A 20,626-nucleotide genomic window follows, 5' to 3' on the forward strand; every position below is an offset into this window, starting at 1 on the left:
CTTAGCCCTATAGAATATAGAGCTAAAGCCGTTTAAATCATTTTTATTATTTCCACTGTCTACTTGACAGGGGGCAGTTCACAATTGAGATAGCGGGTTTTTTAGTTTTGTTTATTATATATTGCGAACTGTTTTTGCATGAGCTTTTCAAGCTCTACATACAACTGCTCTAGCTGAATAAACGCATGATGATGTACAGGTCTTTCCATAATAAATATAAGTCTCTCGTGTGCATTAACAGGCTGTAAATCAAACATAGCAACCCTTTGTTTCCAATCTTGTAAACTAGTGATTTGTTCTCCATTTAACCAAAATAGAACATTAAGTAAATTTGCCAATTGTTGTCTCATCGGAAGTTCTGCCAATCGTTTCTGTCTTTTTGCTATCATGTCTCGCAGAGATTCTTTTTCACTCTTCCATATTGCAAAAATATCTGGTAGTAACTTCTGTTGCTCTATCCATGGATAATATGGCGTTTTTTCAGCTAATAAATCAAGGATGAAATAACCTGACGTCATTGCTTCATGAAACGTCTCTGGTATTGAAATTTCTATCATTTCACCTTCTGTGAAAAAAGGTTTAAGGGCCATTTTTTCAGGTATCACATATTTAGGCATTTGCTTTCGCCTTCTTCTTCATTCTCTTTTGCCCTTCCCGACATAAATCTAATAGAGGACAACTTTCACATTGAGGAGACTGAGCCTTACAATGATAACGGCCGAAGAAGATTAAACGATGGTGTGAAACACTCCATTCATCTTCAGGAATTTTACGCATTAGCGTTCTCTCTACTTCTAATACTGAATCCTTCCAACGACATATCCCTAAACGTTTACTAACACGCTCTACGTGGGTGTCAACAGCTAAAGCAGGAACGTCAAATGCTACTGATAAAACAACATTTGCTGTTTTTCTTCCTACTCCAGGAAGACGTTCCAATGACGCACGGTCCTTTGGTACTTCTCTCCCATACTCATCAATTAACAATTGACACATTTTCCTTATATTCTTAGACTTATTGCGATACAAACCGATTGAACGAATATCATGCTGCAACTCCTCCAGTGAGACAGCTAAGTAATCCTCTGGTGTACGATATTTTTGGAACAAGTCCTTTGTCACTTTGTTAACTAATTTGTCTGTACACTGTGCTGAAAGTGCTACAGCTACAACTAACTCAAATGGATTGCGATGGTTAAGCTCACAATGAGCATCTGGATACATTTCAGCCATCGTATTCAAAACTTCTTTAATTTGGATTTTTGTAAGCAATTCATTCCACCTGCCTTTTAATAAGAAAAGCTCAAAGCACTTGCAAAAATGCCAAACGAATAAGGCACAATGCAAGTACTAGGAGCTATCAATCTTTGTCCAATAGTTTGTCTTCATCAATCAAGTACATGATTGTTAACAATATTCCAGTTATCATTGTTCGAGCCAATTATAAAATGGGACCGTCTTCCCTTTTGACTCTGAAGCTTGTCCTGCTTGAGGAGGTTGTTTACGTGAAGGCTGGTGTTGCCTAAAACGCAAACTACGTTCTCGAGCTTGTTCAACAGTTTTAACCCCATTCTTTTTCCACTCAAATAAAATACGATCAATATATCGTAAGTTTAATTTCCCACTAATAACCGCTTCTTTTAATGCAGCTTTAATTAAAACTGGTGAATATTGCTCTTGGTCAACCCAAATCGCTATCGTCTCATATTCCATAGGTGAAAGGACTCGAGCAAATTCACGTTCAAACATTTGGAAAAGTTCTCCTTCATCAGCTTGTGCTTGTTGCTTTTCCTGTTCTTGCTCATTTTTTTCTATTAAGCGAATAAGCTTCTCCCATAGAGGACGTAACGTATAACGTTCATACATGACTCCAGTTAAGTCTTTCTCTTCCTCTATTGCTAAACAACCTTTTCGAAGCAAAGCATGCAAGATTTCCATACATCCCTGTGAACCAATGCTCATTCGAATCGCCATTTCATCCGGTGTTGGAAATGTGTTACCCCTATCTAAATAACTGTGTATATGCAACAGTAACATAACTTCCTTTTCATCAATACCAAGCTGTGGGTACGATTCAAGTAAAATTACTGGTATGGAGATATTTCCTTTCGTTAGCCAATTTATCATTTGTGTTTGTTCCATCTGTTCAACACCTCTATATCGCATTATAACATGAGTAATGAACTTTCGAACACAAATCTCAGTTGCACTGTTCTTCTCTTTTTAATGAATATAATAAAATTAACTATCAAAAACGATCGACCTAAATAAAAAAGAAAGCTCCGGACGAATCACAATCATTCCAGAGCTTCTTTATCTTATGGATATAGACGATTTAATAAACGTGGGAATGGAATCGTTTCTCGAACATGCTCCACCCCTGTAATCCAAGCTACTGTTCGTTCTAAACCTAGACCAAAACCTGAATGAGGAACAGAACCATACTTACGTAACTCTAAGTACCAGTTATACGCTTCACCTGTTAAACCATGAGCTTCATAACGTTCTTCCATCATCTCAAGATCATGGATTCGTTGTGAACCACCAATAATTTCACCATAACCCTCAGGAGCGATCAAATCGGCACAAAGCGCAACTTCAGGACGATTTGGATCTGGTTGCATATAGAATGATTTGATCTTAGCTGGATAATGTGTAATAAACACTGGTTTATCATAGCTTTCTGCAATCGCTGTTTCATGAGGTGCACCGAAGTCTTCACCCCACTCAATGTCATCAAAACCTTTCTCATGAAGTAAATCAATTGCTTCATCATATGTAATGCGTGGGAATGGAGCTTGAATCTTCTCTAATTTTGTCACATCACGACCGAGGTGTTTCAATTCAAGCTCGCAATTTTTCAATACTGATTGCACAACATAACTTACATATTGCTCTTGAACTTCTAAGCTTTCTGCATGCTCAACAAACGCCATTTCTGGTTCAATCATCCAGAATTCAATTAAATGACGACGAGTTTTTGATTTTTCTGCTCGGAATGTTGGACCAAATGAGAACACTTTTCCAAGTGCCATTGCAGCAGCTTCCATATACAATTGTCCACTTTGTGAAAGATATGCATCTTCATCAAAGTATTTTGTATGAAATAGTTCTGTCGTACCTTCAGCAGAAGCACCTGTCAAAATTGGTGGATCGACTTTAACAAAACCGTTATCATTAAAAAACTCATACGTTGCACGAATAATTTCATTTCTCACTTTCATAACAGCGTGTTGACGTTTGTGACGAATCCATAGATGGCGATTATCCATCAAAAATTCTGGTCCATGCTTTTTCGGTGTAATCGGATAATCAATCGCTTCATGAATAACCTCGACATTTGTTACACCTAACTCATATCCGAATGGTGAACGTTCATCCTCACGTACCACACCAGTAACATAAAGTGATGACTCTTGTGTTAAACCTTTTGCTTTTAAAAAAATGTCTTCTTCAACTTCAGCTTTCACCATAACACCTTGAATAAAACCTGTCCCATCACGTAGCTGTAAAAAAGCAATTTTACCACTAGAGCGCTTACTTGCTAACCAAGCACCAATTGTGACCTCTTCTCCAACATATTTATGTACTTGCGAAATTGTTGTTTTCACTAATCGTTCCCTCCAACCATTGATTTCATCTTCATTTTCAGTAACTTAGTTTTCCTGACACTGTTAAATATATTTGTGCACAAAGTCGAATTACATCAAAAAACGCACTTGACGACATTATACTAAAAAAACTTGCTTTTTTCCATCCTAGCTGAGTGGATTTCAAATTTGTATATTTTCTAATGGCTATGTAATCATGATCTTGAGCAACAAATGATTTAATGCATGCCTGACATAGCTACTTACATTAAAAAAGGGAGTCTCTATACCGATAGTTTGGCATTAGAGACAATCCCTACATATGCATTATATTTTTGAGTATTTTTTTTTAAAAAAATAGATCTTATAATTAATTAGAGGCGTTTTTTCATAAATCGTTCAATTCGATCAAGTGCACCTTCTAGGTTTTCCATTGATGTAGCGTATGATAACCTAACATTCTCAGCTGAACCAAATCCTGAACCCGGAACTAGCGCAACTTTCTCTTCGTCTAAAAGTGCTTTAACCCATTCATCTACACTTTCAAATCCTGTTTTCTTCGCTGCTTCGATTACATTAGGGAAAAGATAAAATGCTCCATCAGGTTTTACACATGTAAATCCAGGTATTTCAATTAAACGTTTATATGTTTTATTTAATCGTTCTTCAAACGCATTTTTCATTTCTGCAACAGCCTCTTGTGAACCTGTATATGCCGCAATTGCTCCATATTGAGCCATGACAGCTGGATTTGATGTTGAATGACTTGCAAGGTTCGTCATAGCCTTTATAATCGTTTCATTACCCGCAGCATAACCAATACGCCAACCAGTCATGGAATGAGATTTAGATACGCCATTAATAATGATCGTATTTTCCTTTAATTCAGGAGAAAGCTCAGCAATTGAAACATGCTTCTTATCACCATATACAAGGTGCTCGTAAATTTCATCTGAGACAATTAGGATACCTGCGTCAAGTGCTACTTTTCCTAGTGCTTCAAGCTCTTCTCTTGAATACAACATACCTGTTGGATTGCTTGGAGAGTTGATAATAACTGCTTTTGTTTTATCAGTAATTGCTTCTTTAAGCTGCATTGGTGTTAACTTAAAGTCATTTGCTTCTTCTGCTTTTGCAAAAACAGGAGTTCCTTCAGCAAGCTTCACTTGTTCTGGATAGCTCACCCAATAAGGAATAGGAATAATAACTTCATCACCAGGATTTAGTAACACTTGAAATAATGTATATAAAGCGTGTTTTGCGCCTGTTCCTACAATAATTTCAGAAGGCTTATAAGTAATTCCTTGATCGTGTTTAAACTTTTCAATAATCGCTTCTTTTAACGCTGGTAATCCTCCAGCAGGAGTATACTTTGTTTGACCTTCATTCATTGATTGATTTGCTGCGTCAATAATATGCTGTGGAGTATTAAAATCAGGTTCACCTGCTCCTAAACCAATAACATCATGACCTTCTGCTTTTAAAGCCTTTGCTTTCGCAGTAATTTCTAGTGTAGTTGATGGAGTTAATGCTGAAACACGGTTTGCTAATTTCATGTCGTAATTCTCTCCCTTATGTTTTCTTTTCCTTTATGCTATATCGTTTCACAAGTTCACCATTCTGAAAGTTCATATAATAATATGTATATTGGTCATTATTGTCAACATATTTCACTTCCCAAAGGGGAGTACCACTCATCATACCTAATCGAATATCTATAATTTCTATTGGATTACGCTCACTAATGACTTGTTCCTTAACACGTTCTTCTGTCCAACCTTCACTAGCTTTTTTAATAACGGGCTTCTTTTTATTATTGTCAGGTACCCACACATAGACAGCTTCACCATCTTCATTAATAGCATGTACAACTTGATATGAGTCTTTGCCATGAAAATGCTCAACTTTATTTACTTTGATACCTTTAACAATTTTTTTAGCACGAGCTTCCGCTTGTTTATGCAATACTTTTTCATCTGCTAGTGTCGATTGATAAATGTTTACACTTTGCCAAATGACGATAAAGGGTATCAGTAAAAGCAACCACCACCATTTTTTCATATCGTCACCTTATGTACGATAAATTGTAAAAACAGCTTTATCTTGATCTTCATCATCTAACGCTAATCCAAACATCAAATCTTGGTCTTTTAAGGTACGATTTAATACATTAACAATTTTATACATATCTTCAGAGTGCTTCAAACTTATAGTTGATAATAATTCGATCTTATTATCCATAAAAAAGTGCCTCCCAATGTACACAGTTTTTGTTACACATCTCTCAGTAAATGTCCGTACAAACTATCTATACGGGAATACCGAATCAGATTCTTTTCTTATTATAACAGGTTCAATTTAAAGTGGAAGTCTGAAATGAGAGATGCCAACGGTTCGGTTAAATTATTACCAAGTAAACATGTTACATGTTTTTTCTAATAATGTGCTTTCTATTCTCACCAACATTGTCGCACGCTTACTACGTGCGATTTTTTTGATTGAGCATTGGGTTAAATTCGACCTTCTCAACAATGAATAGATTCAGTCTGAAGCTATCTGATAGTGTATGCATATTACTCGCATCCACACATTAACACAAGAGATTTGAATATTCAATATATTTATATTCGAAATTTTTAGACATTATTTTTGTATACAATTGAAAAGACGTACCGTCATAATAAGACGATACGTCACTACTCCTTATCTTTTGCTTCAAACGTAATCACTTCATAATTTTCCTGGTCAAACCTAATTGCTACATTCCCGAACTGTCGAGTTTGATATATATCTATCCACGTCTCATTCAATCGTTCTAACACATCTGAACTAGGCATTCTCTTTCGTTCACGGAAGATAATTGCTACATGGGGGTCTACTTTTTTTAGAAAAGATTCTGACGTTCCATCAGCTTGTGCAAATTGAGCTACCTTCAATATTTCAGCACGAATGGAGGATTTTTTTAAAATAGCTTCCTCAACTTTACTATCTGCCGCTCCCATTAGAAGCAAATCATGCTTACCAAACCCAACATGAAGACTCATACCACCTTCATATTGAATATTCAGTGGACGGATCGTAACACCAGAAGACATTTCTTTCATTATACTTTCGTCCCAATATTGTATATTTCCGTGTTGTAAGGTGAATTCGGTTTGTAACTCATTGCGAAAAACATCTGGTACAATAATTTCGTCAATGATATAACCTCTATTTAACCACATTAAATTTGAAACATACTGCTTATCCAAACTAGTCAGTAACACACTGTCAAGCTTAAGCACACTTAATGTTTCCAATCGATTAATTAACTCATCTGTCGTTTGCGGTCCACCTGTATTAATTAGAATCGTTTCTCCATGCCCAGTTTGAATAAGAATTGCTTCTCCACTAGAAAGATCCAGAAATGTAACAACAATTTCTGTTTTTGATAAATTCCAATCCACCTTTTCGATTGCATCTTCTTCAGCTACAACATGAAGTGGAATAAATAAGCATAAAATTATGGAGAGAATACCTTTAATCATCATTGCATTCTCCTGTCACAACAATAATAGCGTAACATTAGTTTACCTTGAATGACCTTAATCTATCACAACCATTTTTCAAGTTCACTATATAATTGTTCAGAAGGAGCTTCCATAACAGGAGTAACTGGCAAAGAATTAATAAATTTTTTACCATATCGGGTTGTTGTTATGCGTCGGTCAAAAACAAATACTGCCCCTTTGTCTGACTGAGTTCGAACGAGTCGACCAAACCCTTGTTTAAACCGAATAATAGCCTGTGGTAAAGATAATTCCATAAAAGGGCTTTTACCTTGTGCTTTCAAGCGTTCACTTCTAGCGCTCATAATTGGACTGTTAGGTGGTGAGAACGGTAATCGAACAATAACCAAACAACTTAATGCTTCACCTGGAATGTCAACACCTTCCCAAAAACTACTCGTACCAAATAAAACTGCACGTTCGCTCTGTTGGAATCGCTTCGTCAATTTCGTTCGACTCCCACCAGTTACACCTTGTGCTATAAAATTCATTGTCTCGTTCGTTGTATGCTTTTTCACTAAGTAATAAACGGTACGTAACATTTCATATGAAGTAAATAACACGAGCATTCGTCCATTTGTAATTTGTGCTAATTCGGAAATCTGTTCAGCTAAATGTTCTGTATAAATTTCATTTGAAACATATTTAATATTTGGTATATCACTAGGAATCATTAACCGTACTTGGTCTCGATACGAGAACGGTGATGCGATCATCGCGGTCATTGGGTGAAATTCCGTTAACCCAAGACGTTTTTCTATAAATGAAAATGAATTATTAATCGTTAATGTTGCTGATGTTAAAATTGCACTTTTCTTTTTTTCAAAGAAGCGTTCAGCAAGCATCTCACTCACTTCAATGGGCTGACTATAAAGATAAGTTGCGTTTAATGCCCCATTCACATCCGCTTCTATCCATGTTACATCATTATCACGTGCTTCTAGTAAAAGACATGTTACTTGAGCACACATCGTGTCTACTTGATTCTTCACACCTTGGAAGTCAATCAAAATTCCACGTTGTAAAGTTGTCATATGCTCTTTGCGATCATCGAATGCTTTAGAAACCTTCTGCATTGCTTTACCTAAATCACGCAGAGCAAATTTGAATCGATCGGCTACCTCTACAATTGAGTTCCAAACCTCACTATTTTCTTCTCGTACATCATAACGATAACTAATTCGACCGATATCTGATTTCTCATCATTTTCTTGCTCATTTACATATACTTTAAGCATCCTAAACAGATCATCAGCTTCATTTTTCACGTTTGTTATTTGTTCTTCCATCGTTTCTAAAAACGTAAAGACGTTTTCATCAATATCGATAAATTCAGCAAGCCCGAATAATTTAGAAGTTAATTCATGTTCCTCACGCATTCCTAAACGTGTCGTCATCATATTAATCATAAAATAATCAAGCTGTTCTCCAAAATGTTCACTCGCTGTTTCTTCGATATGATGTGACTCATCAATAACAACCTCATTATACGCAGGCAATATACTTGATTCATTCGTAAGGTCAGTAAATAATAACGCATGATTTGTAACGATTAAGTCTGCATCATGTGCTTCATTCCGCTTTCGGTGATAGAAGCATCGTGAGAAGAAAGGACAAGCACGGTTCAAACAAGAGCCTGCATCACTTTTCACTTTATTCCAAAACACCTTGCCCCCCGAAGATAGGTTTAGCTCCTCTACATCACCATGTTCTGTTTCTGTTAACCAAATGAGAATTTGAGCTTTCGTTAATATTGTATCGTAATTATCGTTATATACATCTGACAACGAATGTTCAAACTTTCTTAAGCAAAGATAGTGGTTTCTTCCCTTTAATAAAACACCGTTAAAAGAAAATGGAACAATTTTTTTCAAAAGAGGAATATCTCGTTCTAGCAACTGTTCTTGTAGCTGGATTGTATGAGTACTCACTACGACTGGTTGCTCATTCTTCTTAGCTGTATAAAGAGATGGCAACAAATAACCTAACGATTTCCCTGTTCCTGTACCAGCCTCTATGAGCAAATGTTGATGTGTTGATAATGCTTCATCAACAGTCTTCATCATTTCGGCTTGTCCAGGACGTTCTTCATATCGTGACATCTCTGCTTTCAGTTTTCTCGTTACTTCATTTTGAAAAGTTCCAAACGTACTAGGAACTTGTTCATCAGGTTCTGATTTTTTTTGCACGTTAGGTTTTAATACGAGACCACGAAAGACATCAAACTGTTCCTCATCTGTTTGTAACGTTGTTGTCTTCTCATTAATGAGCTGTTTTATATAAAACTCTAAGTCACTATCTAAACGAGGTACAAGTCGTTCTAGACGCTGTAGTACTATTAGTGGCAAACTTGAGAGCTTCTCTAACATCATTAATAAAAGCTTAGCAGTAACTTCTGCATCACTATCTGCACGATGAGGATTAGAGTGTTGCATTTTGAATATTTCAGCCAGCTGTGACAGCTTGTAACTGTCTAATGCGGGATAAAGGAGTCGTGCCAGTTCAACAGTATCTATACAAGGTCCAGAAAATGGTCGATAACCACTATTCTCAAACTCTTCTTGTAAAAATGACATGTCAAAAGGTACGTTATGTGCAACAAAATATGAATTTTCTAGCATAGATAATAACTTTGGTGCGATTTCATCAAACTGTGGTGCATCCACCAACATATCCTCATTAATCTTTGTTAATTCTTGAATAAAGGGAGTTAATTTCTTATTTGTATTTACAAAACTAGAAAACCGCTCCGTAATTTGACCGTTTTCAACGACAACTGCACCTACTTGAATAATCCGATCACCATTTTTAGGACGATTCCCTGTTGTTTCAACATCTACAATTACAAACCGATCGTTCATTTCTAACACCTCTATAACTCATTCAACTCTTAATATTCTTCCTACACTAAAACGATAAATATAATAAATTTTACTTTCAGCTTCTATACGGCGAGTGTCCACCCGCAAATAATTGTTAATAAAGTTAACCATTTGCTTCAAATATTTCTCAGAAAATCAGTATTTTGTTTACTTATTTACTCATAATAATATAAAAGCCTTCCGTTTAAAATCGGAAGGCGCATGACCAAATTAAATCTTTATCAAACTATCATGATTATAACACAGTTGATGCTGGTTCTGAGTGAATAATTTCTTTTATCGAATTATCCTCTTCATTCATAATTAGTACTTTAGGCTGATGCTCATCGACTTTATCTTGAGGTACAAGCGTGTATGAAATAATAATAACTATGTCATCTTCTTGAACGAGACGAGCTGCAGCACCATTTAAACATACTACACCACTACCACGTTCTCCTTCAATTACATAAGTTTCAAGACGGGCACCATTATTGTTATTAACGATTGCCACTTTCTCATTTGGAGCAATCCCAGCTTTGTCCAAAATATCAGCATCAATTGTCACACTACCAACGTAATTCAAATTCGCTTCTGTTACACGTGCACGATGAATTTTTGCATTCATAAAAGTTCGAAACATCGTTAATGCACCCTCCTGTAGATGAATGTCTTAAATTTATTCTAAACGTCAACTTATTCTAATGTAATGGTAATATTATCAATTAAACGAGCTCGTTCAAATTGAACAGCTAGTGCAATAATAAATCGACCTTCAAGTACTGTCAACGTTTCTAAATCTGGATAACTAAGAATTTCTACGTAATCAATCTTCCCACTTGTGTTCTTATCGATATTCTTTCGTATTGAATCAATAATTTTCTTAACAACTCTTTCACCAGCTTCAATCGTTGTAGCCGCTTGCTGTAGGCTCCTAAACAATTGAGGTGCTTCCGACCGCTCTTTATCAGTTAAATATACATTACGTGAGCTTTTCGCTAATCCATCTTGCTCACGAATAATTTTAACAGGCACAAGCTTAACAGGGAAATTGTAATCTGCTATTAAACCTTCAACAACCGCAACTTGCTGTGCATCTTTCATGCCGAAGTACGCACGATCTGGTAAAACAATGTTAAATAACTTTGCTAATACCGTTACAACCCCGTCAAAATGACCTGGTCGTGACTCACCACATAAGACGTTAACTCTATTTTCTACAGTCATCTTTATCGAAAAACCCTCTGGATACATATCATCCATATGAGGATAAAACAGAAAATCAACACCCTTTTCTTCTGCTAGACGCTCATCACGTTCAAAGTCACGTGGATAACGCTCAAAGTCTTCATTCGGTCCAAATTGAAGTGGATTAACGAAAATACTCATAACAACAACGTCATTTTCTCTCCGTGCTTGCTCCACGAGTGTAAGGTGACCTTCATGAAGATAACCCATAGTAGGAACAAATCCAATTTCATATCCTTGTTTTTTCATGATCCGCATTTGTTGTTGCATTTCCTGGATCGATTGAATCACTTTCATTACGAATTGCCTCCGTATAAGTTCAATAGCTCCGATTCTTTCATGTTAAATGAATGCTTGTCCTCTGGAAATGAACGTGACTTCACTTCATTTACATATTGCTGAATACTACTCACCATTGTTTCATTTATAGATGTATATTGTTTGACAAATTTAGGAACATGAACAGAACCATATCCGAGTAAATCATGATACACAAGTACTTGGCCATCCACTTTATTTCCTGCTCCAATACCGATAATTGGAATCGTTAATTGCTCTTGAATCGTTGCAGCTAACTGTTGTGGAACACATTCAAGCACAAGTGCAATTGCTCCAGCCTTCTCTACCTTCTTCGCGTCATCAATGAGCTTTCGGGCACTTTCTGCATCTTTACCTTGTACTCTATACCCACCGAGTACCCCTACAGACTGAGGAGTTAAACCGAGATGAGCAACTACTGGAACGCCAGCTTCTGTCAAACGAGCAATCGTATGAATCACATCTCCTGCACCTTCGAGTTTAACAGCCTGAGCTCCACCTTGCTGCATAATGAGTCGAGCAGACTGCATCGTTTCAGAGATCGTACCGTGGTATGACATAAATGGCATATCCGTCACTGTAAAAACATCTGGTGCACCACGCTTCACTGCCTTAGTATGATGAATCATATCTTCTACTGTTACCGGAATTGTCGAATCATAACCAAGCACTACCATTCCAAGTGAATCACCGACAAGAATCATATCAATATCAGCCTCTTGAACTTGACGTGCAGATGGATAATCATACGCTGTAATCATTGTGATTGGTTCATTTGTTTCCTTCATTTTCAAAAAATCTCGTGTTTGTTTCATTATTTTCCCCTCCTCAAATTTTGGCGAGGAGATGAGCACCGAAAATCATAGCGGAGCACAACACCATTTCTCGTTTGGCTTCCTTATGATAAAACACAGAAAGCGTCTCCCTCTCATAGACACAGAGAAGCAGACGCATCGTTACATCAATCGGTCCAATCATCCCTCTGTCCTAGTCCGAACCTGTCAGGATCAAGGCAGAATGTTTATTCATTCATTAATCTTAGTATCCGGTTAACGGTGCAATTCTATTAAGATATCGCCCATACTCCATTTGTAGTATAACAAACTTTTTTATGTTGTGGGAGGAATTTCTATATCTGCTGAATAAATTTGGCGAATTTTTCCGTCATCTGTTTCAAGCAATAGAACACCATCACCTGTAATTCCTTTAGCATAACCTTCCACAGTCTCGTTCATCATTCTTGCACGAATACGTTTTCCAATACTAACTGCATTCGCTTCCCATAGAGTCTTTACGAGTGAAAAGCCTTCTTTCAAATAGTCTTCATAGAGGTCTTCCATCTCTTTTAAGATTGCTTGCATAACTGAAGCCCGATTTATTTCTTCTCCTTTTTCAATCGCTAACGAAGTAGCAATTTGTTGTAATTCTTCCGGGAAATGGTCTGTCCTATGGTTAACATTGATCCCGATTCCAATAATAACAGCTCGAATTCGGTCTGCATCTGCTTGCATCTCAGTTAATATACCTACACATTTCTTTTCATTAATCAAAATATCATTAGGCCATTTAATCTGGCACTCTATACCTGTTGATTTCTTAATACCCCTAACAACGCTCACAGCTGTTAAAAGTGTCAACTGAGGTGCTTTATGCATTTGAATATTTGGTCTTAAAATGACACTCATCCATATGCCTGTACCCTTCGGAGAATACCATGTGCGATCTAATCGTCCACGTCCTAATGTCTGTTCATCACTTACAACAATTGTTCCATTAGGAGCTTCACTATTGGCTAATTGATGAGCAATTTTTTGAGTAGAGTCAACACTATCTTCATAGTGAATGTTCTGACCAATCTTAGTCGTTCGTAATCCTAACCGAATCGCATTTTCTGATATTTTATCTGGTGTTCCAATTATTCGATAACCTTTGCGTTGCACAGCCTCAAGCTCATACCCATCTTTTCTTAACTCCTCAATATGTTTCCATACAGCTGTACGTGAACAACCAAGCAAATTACTAATCTTCTGTCCAGAAATGAACTCTCCTTCATGTTGTGAAAAAATATCTAATAGTTCTTTTCTCATTGAGGATGTCACTGTTGTAGCCACTCCCTTATCGTTTCCTTATCATTGTCGACCTTTTTATTTACAACAGCTCTTTCTATTTTCTCAAGCATCTCACTCATCCAAGGCCCCCCACCTCTATCGAACCAGCCAATCAAATCGTTACCGTTAACAACTAATTGCTTCCTTGAGTAAAGTGGTAATGATCTAAATTGTTCTCTACATAACGCTATCATTTCTTGTTGTGCTACATGATTGACAAGAGCATATAGACGAGCAAACTTCTCAAGGTGTGCTTCACCTACTTGGTACAGTAACATTGATGTAATAGAAGATGATTCTGCTTGACTAATACAATTTAACAAATGTGCAACTTCATTTATTAACTTATTTGAACATTTCCATTCTCTTAAAAATGAACGGACATCTTGAACATTTAATACATATAAAAACAGTGACCAATGTTCTTCTATTGAACAAAGCTTCGTAAAATCAAATTGCATACATTCAAGTAAACGTTCATATTCACCACTTAAAGATGGTAATTTTGCATATACACCCGTATCGAGTAACACTGTTAATGCCTCATTGACAAAAGCCCCACCGAGTAGTTTTTCAAACTCAACAGCTACACGTTCAATCGCTATTTTATTTAATAACTCAGATTTAACGATCATCGCACTCTTAGTATCATCTTCAAGATGGAAACCAAGCTGTGAGATAAATCGAACAGCACGCATAATTCTCAATGGGTCTTCGTTAAACCTATCGTGTGGATTACCTACTGTCCGAAGTATTTGATTTGAAATATCAGCCTGTCCCCTAAATGGATCTTGTAACTGTCCGTTCTTATCCATCGCAATGGAATTTATAGTAAAATCACGACGACTTAAGTCTTCTTCTATGGATGTAATAAATTCCACAGCATTTGGATGGCGAAAATCTTCATAATTATCTTCTCTTCGGAAGGTTGTTACTTCGTAATACTCTTCGTTGCAACCAACTATAACCGTACCATGCTCAATTCCAACAGGAATCGTTTTCTCAAATAACCCCATTACGGTTTGAGGTGAAGCAGATGTTGCAATATCAATATCACCAATTTGACGTTGTAGCAAAGAATCTCGAACTGATCCCCCTACAAAAAAAGCTTCATAACCAGCTTCATTCAAACGCTCAATAACGGGTAGCGCTTGAGTAAATGCATGATTCATTTCATCATTCCTCATCTTGAGTTAAAGTGTCATAATAGATTTGTTCATATTGTTCTACAATTTTAACTGATGCAAACTGTTCAATTGCACGTTGCTTTGCATTTTGTGACATTTGCTCAAACAATACTGGGTTACTTAATAACTCAATTGACCGCTCTGACATCATATTTATATCACCAAGTTCACAAACAAACCCCGTCTCCCCATCAACAATAACTTCTGGTATTCCACCTACTCTTGAACCTATACATGGAACACCACATGCCATTGCCTCAAGCAATACGAGACCAAAGCTTTCCTTCTCAGACAACAATAATTTCAGATCACAAATAGATAGTAACTCTGAAACATTTTCCTGTTTGCCAAGTAACAGTACTTTATCTTCTAGACCTTTCTCACGTACAAGTCGACAAATTGCGGAAAGCTCAGGTCCATCACCTATTAGTAACAGCTTAGCTGGCATTCTATCTGCTATTTTTTCAAATACATGAATAACATCAGGAACACGTTTCACACGACGAAAGTTTGAAATATGTGCAATGACCTTCTCCCCATCTTCAATTCCGTACTCTTCACGGAGCTTTTTAACGTCGTGTTTATTATAATCACGTTCATCTACGAAGTTATAAATAGTATTAATTTCTTTTTCTGTATTAAAAATATCACGTGTCTGTTGAACAAGGTGATTGGATACAGCGGTTACTTTATCAGATTGTTCAATTCCGAAACGAATAATCTCATGCAAAGATGAATCTGAACCTAATACAGTTATATCCGTCCCATGTAGAGTTGTAACTATCTTTACATTATTGTTTACCATTTGTTTTGCAAGAATCGCACATATTGCATGTGGTACTGCATAATGAGCATGTAATATATCTAACCCTTGGCGTTTCACTTCTTCAGCAATTTTACTTGCTGCTGCTAGACTATACGGAGGATATTGAAACACATCATATTGGTTAACTGCAATTTCATGAAAATATATATTCGGATAATGTTTATTTAATCGAAAGGGAACACTTGATGTGATGAAATGTATTTCGTGTCCCTTCTCAGCTAGTTGCTTGCCTAATTCTGTTGCCACCACACCTGATCCACCGACAGTCGGGTAGCAAATAATCCCAATCTTTAATTTCTTCATACTTAATAACTCCTGTTCAATAAATCTTTATCGACGAGGAGCGGTTGATTTGCTTTAAACCCCTCTGCATATTGAACACCTACTTCTTTCCCAAATAGGCGTTCTCGAGCTTCAACAGTCTCTATGTACCCATTATTCAATGGTGTAACAACCTCATCAGCTAATCTCATAAATTGACTTTGGTAACATCGTAACGCATCAAGCTTGACAGTTATCGTATCCGTAATATCAACCACAAAGTCTGGTTTGTGAAAACCATTTATCATATAGTAATACAACCGTTCTACACGATGTGGGATCACATCTGGCATATACTTACGAATTCCTGATGAGAAAATAGCTTCATCAACAATTCGTGCACAATTACCATGATCGGGGTGACGATCATCGGCATATGGTGCAAAAACAATGGTTGGTTGAGTTTCTCGAATAATTTCAACTACTTGTGAAATCTTTTCCTCTGTTAGCAATAAACCGCGATCAGACATACGTAGGTTTCGCCGCTCTTGTATACCAAGTAATTTCCCCGCCTTTTCTGCCTCATCACTCCGTATCTCCACTGTTCCGTTTGAAGATAGATTTGCTTCTGTTAAATCACATATTCCAACTTTATAACCGTTTCTTACATATTTAGCAATTGTTCCACCCATACCAATTTCTACATCATCCGAATGTGCTCCGAATGCCAGGATATCGAGTTTTGTTTTCACATGAACACCCTTCTTATTCCATAATATTTTCTAATCCGTATACTAAAAGATCTAGTTTCATGACTGTTTCTACAGCTAATTGAACTCCAGACATAAATGATACGCGGTTAATTGAATCATGACGTATTGTTAAAGTTTGGCCTTCACCGCCAAATAACACTTCTTGATGTGCTACTAATCCTGGAAGTCGAACACTATGTATACGCATTCCATCCATATTTCCCCCACGTGAACCTACGATCGTCTCTTGTTCGTCTGGATGTCCTTGTCCTTTTGATTCACGCACCTTTTGAATCATTTCAGCAGTCTTAATCGCTGTTCCAGAAGGAGCATCTAACTTCTGATCATGATGTTGCTCGATAATTTCAACATCAGGGAAATACTTTGCTGCCATTTGTGCAAATTTCATCATTAAAATAGCACCAACTGCAAAATTTGGAGCAATAATTACACCAATGCCTTTTTCTTCTGCACGCTTTCTCAAAGCTTCTAATTCATTCTCATTAAAACCAGTTGTACCAACAACAGGTCGTACGCCATATTCTACTGCTAGTTCTGTATGCTTTTTCCCCACTTCAGGTGTTGTTAAATCAATCAGTACATCCGCATGTACTTCTTGAAAGCATTGTTCGATATCATCATAGACTGGAGCATCAAATTTCGGGAGACCTTCAATATCAGATACTCGTTTTCCTGCAAACTTGATGTCAACAGCTGCAACAAGTTCGAAATGTTCTGTACGTTCGATAAGTCGTAATGCCTCGCTCCCCATACGCCCTCTAGGTCCTGCTACAATAATTTTAATGTTATCCATTTATTCTTCCTCCTCAATTCGTGTCCAACGATCTTTATCACGTGTTTGAAACTTATTCATTACGAGATCAAATGCCTCATTTAAATCAATATGTAAAGAATTCGCAAAACAAATAAGTACAAATAGCAAATCACCAAGTTCTTGCTCCATTGTCTTTTCTTCTTCTGATGATTTCTTAGGTTTCTCTCCATAATAATGATTCACTTCTCGAGATAATTCACCGAGTTCTTCTGTCATTCTTGCCAACATTGCAAGTGGGCTAAAGTAACCTTCTTTGAATTGTCCGATATACTTGTCTACTTCTAGTTGCATTTCTTGCATCGTCTTCTTTTCCATCATACCACCTCACATATAATCCTCCTACCATGTTAGCCAAACCGACCGATTTTGACAAATGCTATGCATAAATTTGACCTTATCTTTTCATTTTTGAAAAACTCACCTATAATAGATGAGATGTTATCCTATTTCATGCGTTCTCACCTCAGATACATCCTATTTTATAGATAACGTGGTTGCAAAAATTTCACCTGAACGTTCAGAATAAATAAACAATAATTTTACATACAACGTTATTATCACTTAAAAATATGTGAGGACAATACATAACAAGGAGGAAAAAATGTCTCAATTAAAAATATTAAACATCGCTTTTATTTTGTTAGGTTCTGCAATTTTTTCGTTTGGAATTGTTCATTTTAATATGGAAAATAACTTAGCTGAAGGTGGCTTTACAGGAATCACACTTCTGTTCTACTTTTTATTTGATATTAACCCAGCAATTAGTAATCTTGTTTTAAATATTCCGCTGTTTATCATTGGATGGAAATTACTCGGTAGACGGCAATTCTATTATACTGTTATTGGTACTCTCTCTGTTTCACTATTTCTATGGATCTTTCAACGGTATTCACCCGTATCTATTCCATTACATGATGATATGACATTAGCTGCATTGTTTGCAGGTGTATTTATTGGTGTAGGTTTAGGGATTATTTTCCGCTTCGGAGGTACTACAGGTGGAGTTGATATAATAGCAAGACTAGCACATAAATATGTCGGCTGGAGTATGGGGAAAACGATGTTTATGTTTGATGCATGTGTCATCACACTATCTTTAGTAACATACTTACATTACCGAGAGGCGATGTATACACTAGTTGTCGTATTCGTTGGAGCACGAGTCATAGATTTCATGCAGGAAGGAGCATATGCAGCACGAGGTGCAACGATCATTTCTGAACAAAATGAAGCAATCGCTAAAGTGATCCATGAAAAAATGGAACGTGGTGTCACAGTTCTCAAAGGACAGGGTTCATTTACAGGTAAGGATCGAAATGTCTTATATTGCGTTGTTGGAAAAAACGAAATTGTACGGTTAAAAAATATTATCAACTCAGTTGACCCACATGCTTTCGTTGCAGTTAGTGAAGTACATGATGTATTCGGTGAAGGTTTTACTCTTGATGAGAATAAAAGACCGCTTGAAAATTAAATAATTACAAAAAGATAGTCCTACAGCAACTAAATAAGAAGCTGTAGGACTATTCTTATTATTATTCTTCGTTTGTCATACCTGTGTAAATTAAAACTAATCGAACTAACTCTAGAACTGCTACTAACGCAGCTGCAACATATGTTAATGCAGCAGCATCAAGTACCTTTTTCGTTTCACGTTCTTCATCATTTCGAATAATACCTAAAGATACGACTTGGTCCATCGCACGATTCGAAGCATTAAACTCGACTGGCAATGTCACTAATTGGAACAATACAGCCGCCGCCATAAACACAATCCCTAGTAAAATTAAACCAGAGATTTGAGCAAAAATACCCGCTAATATTAATATCCATGAAAAATTCGATCCTAAGTTGGCTACTGGTACGAGTGCATGACGGAAACGTAATGGCGCATAAGAATTATCGTCTTGAATTGCATGTCCAACTTCATGTGCTGCAACCGCTGCGCCAGCAATTGATGTGCCATGGTAATTTTGTGATGATAATCGAATTACTTTTGATCTTGGATCATAATGATCCGTTAACATCCCGTGTGTTTCTTCTACTTTTACATTATATAATCCATTATCATCAAGAATACGACGAGCAACTTCTGCACCCCTCATACCTGAGGATGACGGAACTTGTGAATATTTTTTATATGCGTTTTTCACCTTCATTTGCGCAAACAGCGGAATAAGGATAATTAACGCAAAATAAACAATAAAACCCATTTCAAACATTCCTCCAAAAAATAATTTCTTAATATTATCTTATTTCAAATCGAAACAATCTGTCAATTATTTTGCACTTTACACGATTTTTAATAGTCTAAAATATCAAACAATAATCCCCTTCTTCTCACCATTATATTTTCGCCATGCAACATAAAATAATGTAAACATAATCATACTACCGATCATTACACTTAGCCATATGAGGGAAGATTGTGCAATAAGTTCTTCTTCATCAAATAGTGCCATAATCGCTAATTCAAGCCTATGTACTTCTTCCAAAGTAACTTGTCCACCAGTTCGTATTGCAACATCAATATCTGCTAATGATTGATTGACAACGAGCAATTGTTCCTGAGAACGATCAATGACAAGGCTAGGATAAATGAGGGCATATGTTTCACGAAACTCATCATACGAACTTCGAAACCCTGATTGGTTGTTATTAGAGGCTTCTTTTAGGTCTTGAAAAGTTGTCGTAATCGATTGCTCCAACTCCGTCCACAATGGTTGATGCGTACTTTTAACTGCATCTAAAGCTAACCGAAATTGTAAAATATATTTCACACGTTTTTCTTGTGAAAGATCATTCGCTATAAGTGCATGACGAGCCTCTTGATAACTCGTGTTTAAAACTTGGATTTGCTCTGTTTCTAATGACTTATCTGAAAATTGTAATTGCAGAAATTCACCAGAAAATTGTTCCATATATTTAATAGCTAAATCATAATCACCTTGTTTTGTTAACTGTAATGCACGCTCGACCTTTTTTTCAACATCACTCCACTGGTCTGCACTTACTTCATATGTATGTATAAAGAACAACGTAAAGAAAAAAATAATGATCATCTTCCATTGCATAACTTGTCCCTCCCTCAA

Annotated in this window: 21 protein-coding genes; 1 reads left to right on the plus strand and 20 read right to left on the minus strand. The window is 36.6% G+C overall.

The window, feature by feature from the left end; all coding sequences use genetic code 11:
- Nucleotides 1-101: 101 nt before the first annotated feature.
- The 18 genes from BFG57_RS04665 to BFG57_RS04750 form a co-directional block, all read right to left on the minus strand.
- Nucleotides 102-617 (minus strand): YpoC family protein, encoded by a 516-nt coding sequence (locus BFG57_RS04665; RefSeq protein ID WP_083249076.1) that lies wholly within the window; start codon nt 615-617, stop codon nt 102-104.
- On the minus strand, nt 610-1,272 hold the full coding sequence (nth, locus tag BFG57_RS04670) for an endonuclease III (protein WP_069716317.1): 663 nt from the start codon (nt 1,270-1,272) through the stop codon (nt 610-612). Before nth ends, BFG57_RS04665 begins: the two co-directional genes overlap by 8 nt.
- A gap of 153 nt (nt 1,273-1,425) precedes the next feature.
- Nucleotides 1,426-2,142, minus strand: coding sequence for a DnaD domain-containing protein (locus BFG57_RS04675; RefSeq protein ID WP_069716318.1), 717 nt, complete (start codon nt 2,140-2,142; stop codon nt 1,426-1,428).
- A 176-nt stretch (nt 2,143-2,318) separates the two neighbouring features.
- Nucleotides 2,319-3,611 carry an asparagine--tRNA ligase gene (gene asnS, locus BFG57_RS04680; RefSeq protein WP_069716319.1) on the minus strand — a complete coding sequence of 431 codons (1,293 nt, stop codon included), beginning with the start codon at nt 3,609-3,611 and terminating at the stop codon, nt 2,319-2,321.
- 353 nt (nt 3,612-3,964) lie between these two features.
- The gene (locus BFG57_RS04685) at nt 3,965-5,146 is read right to left on the minus strand and encodes a pyridoxal phosphate-dependent aminotransferase (RefSeq protein ID WP_069716320.1); all 1,182 of its coding nucleotides are present in this window, start codon (nt 5,144-5,146) and stop codon (nt 3,965-3,967) included.
- Nucleotides 5,147-5,162: 16 nt separating this feature from the next.
- Nucleotides 5,163-5,651: a cell wall elongation regulator TseB-like domain-containing protein gene (locus tag BFG57_RS04690; RefSeq protein ID WP_069716321.1), complete on the minus strand. Its 489-nt coding sequence runs from the start codon at nt 5,649-5,651 to the stop codon at nt 5,163-5,165.
- A gap of 9 nt (nt 5,652-5,660) precedes the next feature.
- Nucleotides 5,661-5,831, minus strand: a complete 171-nt coding sequence (locus BFG57_RS04695; RefSeq protein WP_069716322.1) for a YpmA family protein — start codon at nt 5,829-5,831, stop codon at nt 5,661-5,663.
- 455 nt (nt 5,832-6,286) lie between these two features.
- Nucleotides 6,287-7,117 (minus strand): ComEC/Rec2 family competence protein, encoded by an 831-nt coding sequence (locus BFG57_RS04700; RefSeq protein WP_069716323.1) that lies wholly within the window; start codon nt 7,115-7,117, stop codon nt 6,287-6,289.
- Nucleotides 7,118-7,182: 65 nt separating this feature from the next.
- Nucleotides 7,183-9,999: an ATP-dependent DNA helicase DinG gene (gene dinG / locus BFG57_RS04705; RefSeq protein WP_069716324.1), complete on the minus strand. Its 2,817-nt coding sequence runs from the start codon at nt 9,997-9,999 to the stop codon at nt 7,183-7,185.
- A gap of 256 nt (nt 10,000-10,255) precedes the next feature.
- Nucleotides 10,256-10,642, minus strand: coding sequence for an aspartate 1-decarboxylase (panD, locus tag BFG57_RS04710; RefSeq protein ID WP_069716325.1), 387 nt, complete (start codon nt 10,640-10,642; stop codon nt 10,256-10,258).
- A gap of 53 nt (nt 10,643-10,695) precedes the next feature.
- On the minus strand, nt 10,696-11,544 hold the full coding sequence (gene panC, locus BFG57_RS04715) for a pantoate--beta-alanine ligase (protein WP_069716326.1): 849 nt from the start codon (nt 11,542-11,544) through the stop codon (nt 10,696-10,698).
- The gene (panB, locus tag BFG57_RS04720) at nt 11,544-12,380 is read right to left on the minus strand and encodes a 3-methyl-2-oxobutanoate hydroxymethyltransferase (protein WP_069716327.1); all 837 of its coding nucleotides are present in this window, start codon (nt 12,378-12,380) and stop codon (nt 11,544-11,546) included. Before panB ends, panC begins: the two co-directional genes overlap by 1 nt.
- A gap of 294 nt (nt 12,381-12,674) precedes the next feature.
- Nucleotides 12,675-13,664 (minus strand): biotin--[acetyl-CoA-carboxylase] ligase, encoded by a 990-nt coding sequence (locus BFG57_RS04725; protein ID WP_069716328.1) that lies wholly within the window; start codon nt 13,662-13,664, stop codon nt 12,675-12,677.
- Complete coding sequence (locus BFG57_RS04730) at nt 13,661-14,845, minus strand: CCA tRNA nucleotidyltransferase (protein ID WP_069716329.1); 1,185 nt, start codon at nt 14,843-14,845, stop codon at nt 13,661-13,663. The genes BFG57_RS04725 and BFG57_RS04730 overlap by 4 nt, the downstream gene beginning before the upstream one ends.
- Before the next feature lie 4 nt (nt 14,846-14,849).
- Nucleotides 14,850-15,989, minus strand: coding sequence for an N-acetyl-alpha-D-glucosaminyl L-malate synthase BshA (gene bshA / locus BFG57_RS04735; RefSeq protein WP_069716330.1), 1,140 nt, complete (start codon nt 15,987-15,989; stop codon nt 14,850-14,852).
- Nucleotides 15,990-15,991: 2 nt separating this feature from the next.
- Nucleotides 15,992-16,699 carry a bacillithiol biosynthesis deacetylase BshB1 gene (gene bshB1 / locus BFG57_RS04740; protein WP_083249078.1) on the minus strand — a complete coding sequence of 236 codons (708 nt, stop codon included), beginning with the start codon at nt 16,697-16,699 and terminating at the stop codon, nt 15,992-15,994.
- Nucleotides 16,700-16,712: 13 nt separating this feature from the next.
- Complete coding sequence (gene dapB / locus BFG57_RS04745) at nt 16,713-17,513, minus strand: 4-hydroxy-tetrahydrodipicolinate reductase (RefSeq protein ID WP_069716331.1); 801 nt, start codon at nt 17,511-17,513, stop codon at nt 16,713-16,715.
- Nucleotides 17,514-17,849: a nucleotide pyrophosphohydrolase gene (locus tag BFG57_RS04750; RefSeq protein ID WP_069716332.1), complete on the minus strand. Its 336-nt coding sequence runs from the start codon at nt 17,847-17,849 to the stop codon at nt 17,514-17,516.
- Between the two features lie 286 nt (nt 17,850-18,135).
- Here BFG57_RS04750 and BFG57_RS04755 point away from each other — a divergent pair, with 286 nt between their 5' ends.
- Nucleotides 18,136-19,008 carry a YitT family protein gene (locus BFG57_RS04755; RefSeq protein ID WP_069716333.1) on the plus strand — a complete coding sequence of 291 codons (873 nt, stop codon included), beginning with the start codon at nt 18,136-18,138 and terminating at the stop codon, nt 19,006-19,008.
- A 61-nt stretch (nt 19,009-19,069) separates the two neighbouring features.
- Here BFG57_RS04755 and BFG57_RS04760 read toward each other — a convergent pair whose 3' ends face one another.
- Both BFG57_RS04760 and BFG57_RS04765 read right to left on the minus strand, forming a co-directional pair.
- Complete coding sequence (locus tag BFG57_RS04760; RefSeq protein ID WP_069716334.1) at nt 19,070-19,747, minus strand: zinc metallopeptidase; 678 nt, start codon at nt 19,745-19,747, stop codon at nt 19,070-19,072.
- A 105-nt stretch (nt 19,748-19,852) separates the two neighbouring features.
- Nucleotides 19,853-20,608, minus strand: a complete 756-nt coding sequence (locus tag BFG57_RS04765) for a sporulation protein YpjB (protein WP_069716335.1) — start codon at nt 20,606-20,608, stop codon at nt 19,853-19,855.
- Nucleotides 20,609-20,626: the final 18 nt, after the last annotated feature.

This window comes from Bacillus solimangrovi (genome assembly GCF_001742425.1).
GTDB classification, from domain to species: Bacteria; Bacillota; Bacilli; order Bacillales; family Bacillaceae_N; genus Bacillus_AV; species Bacillus_AV solimangrovi.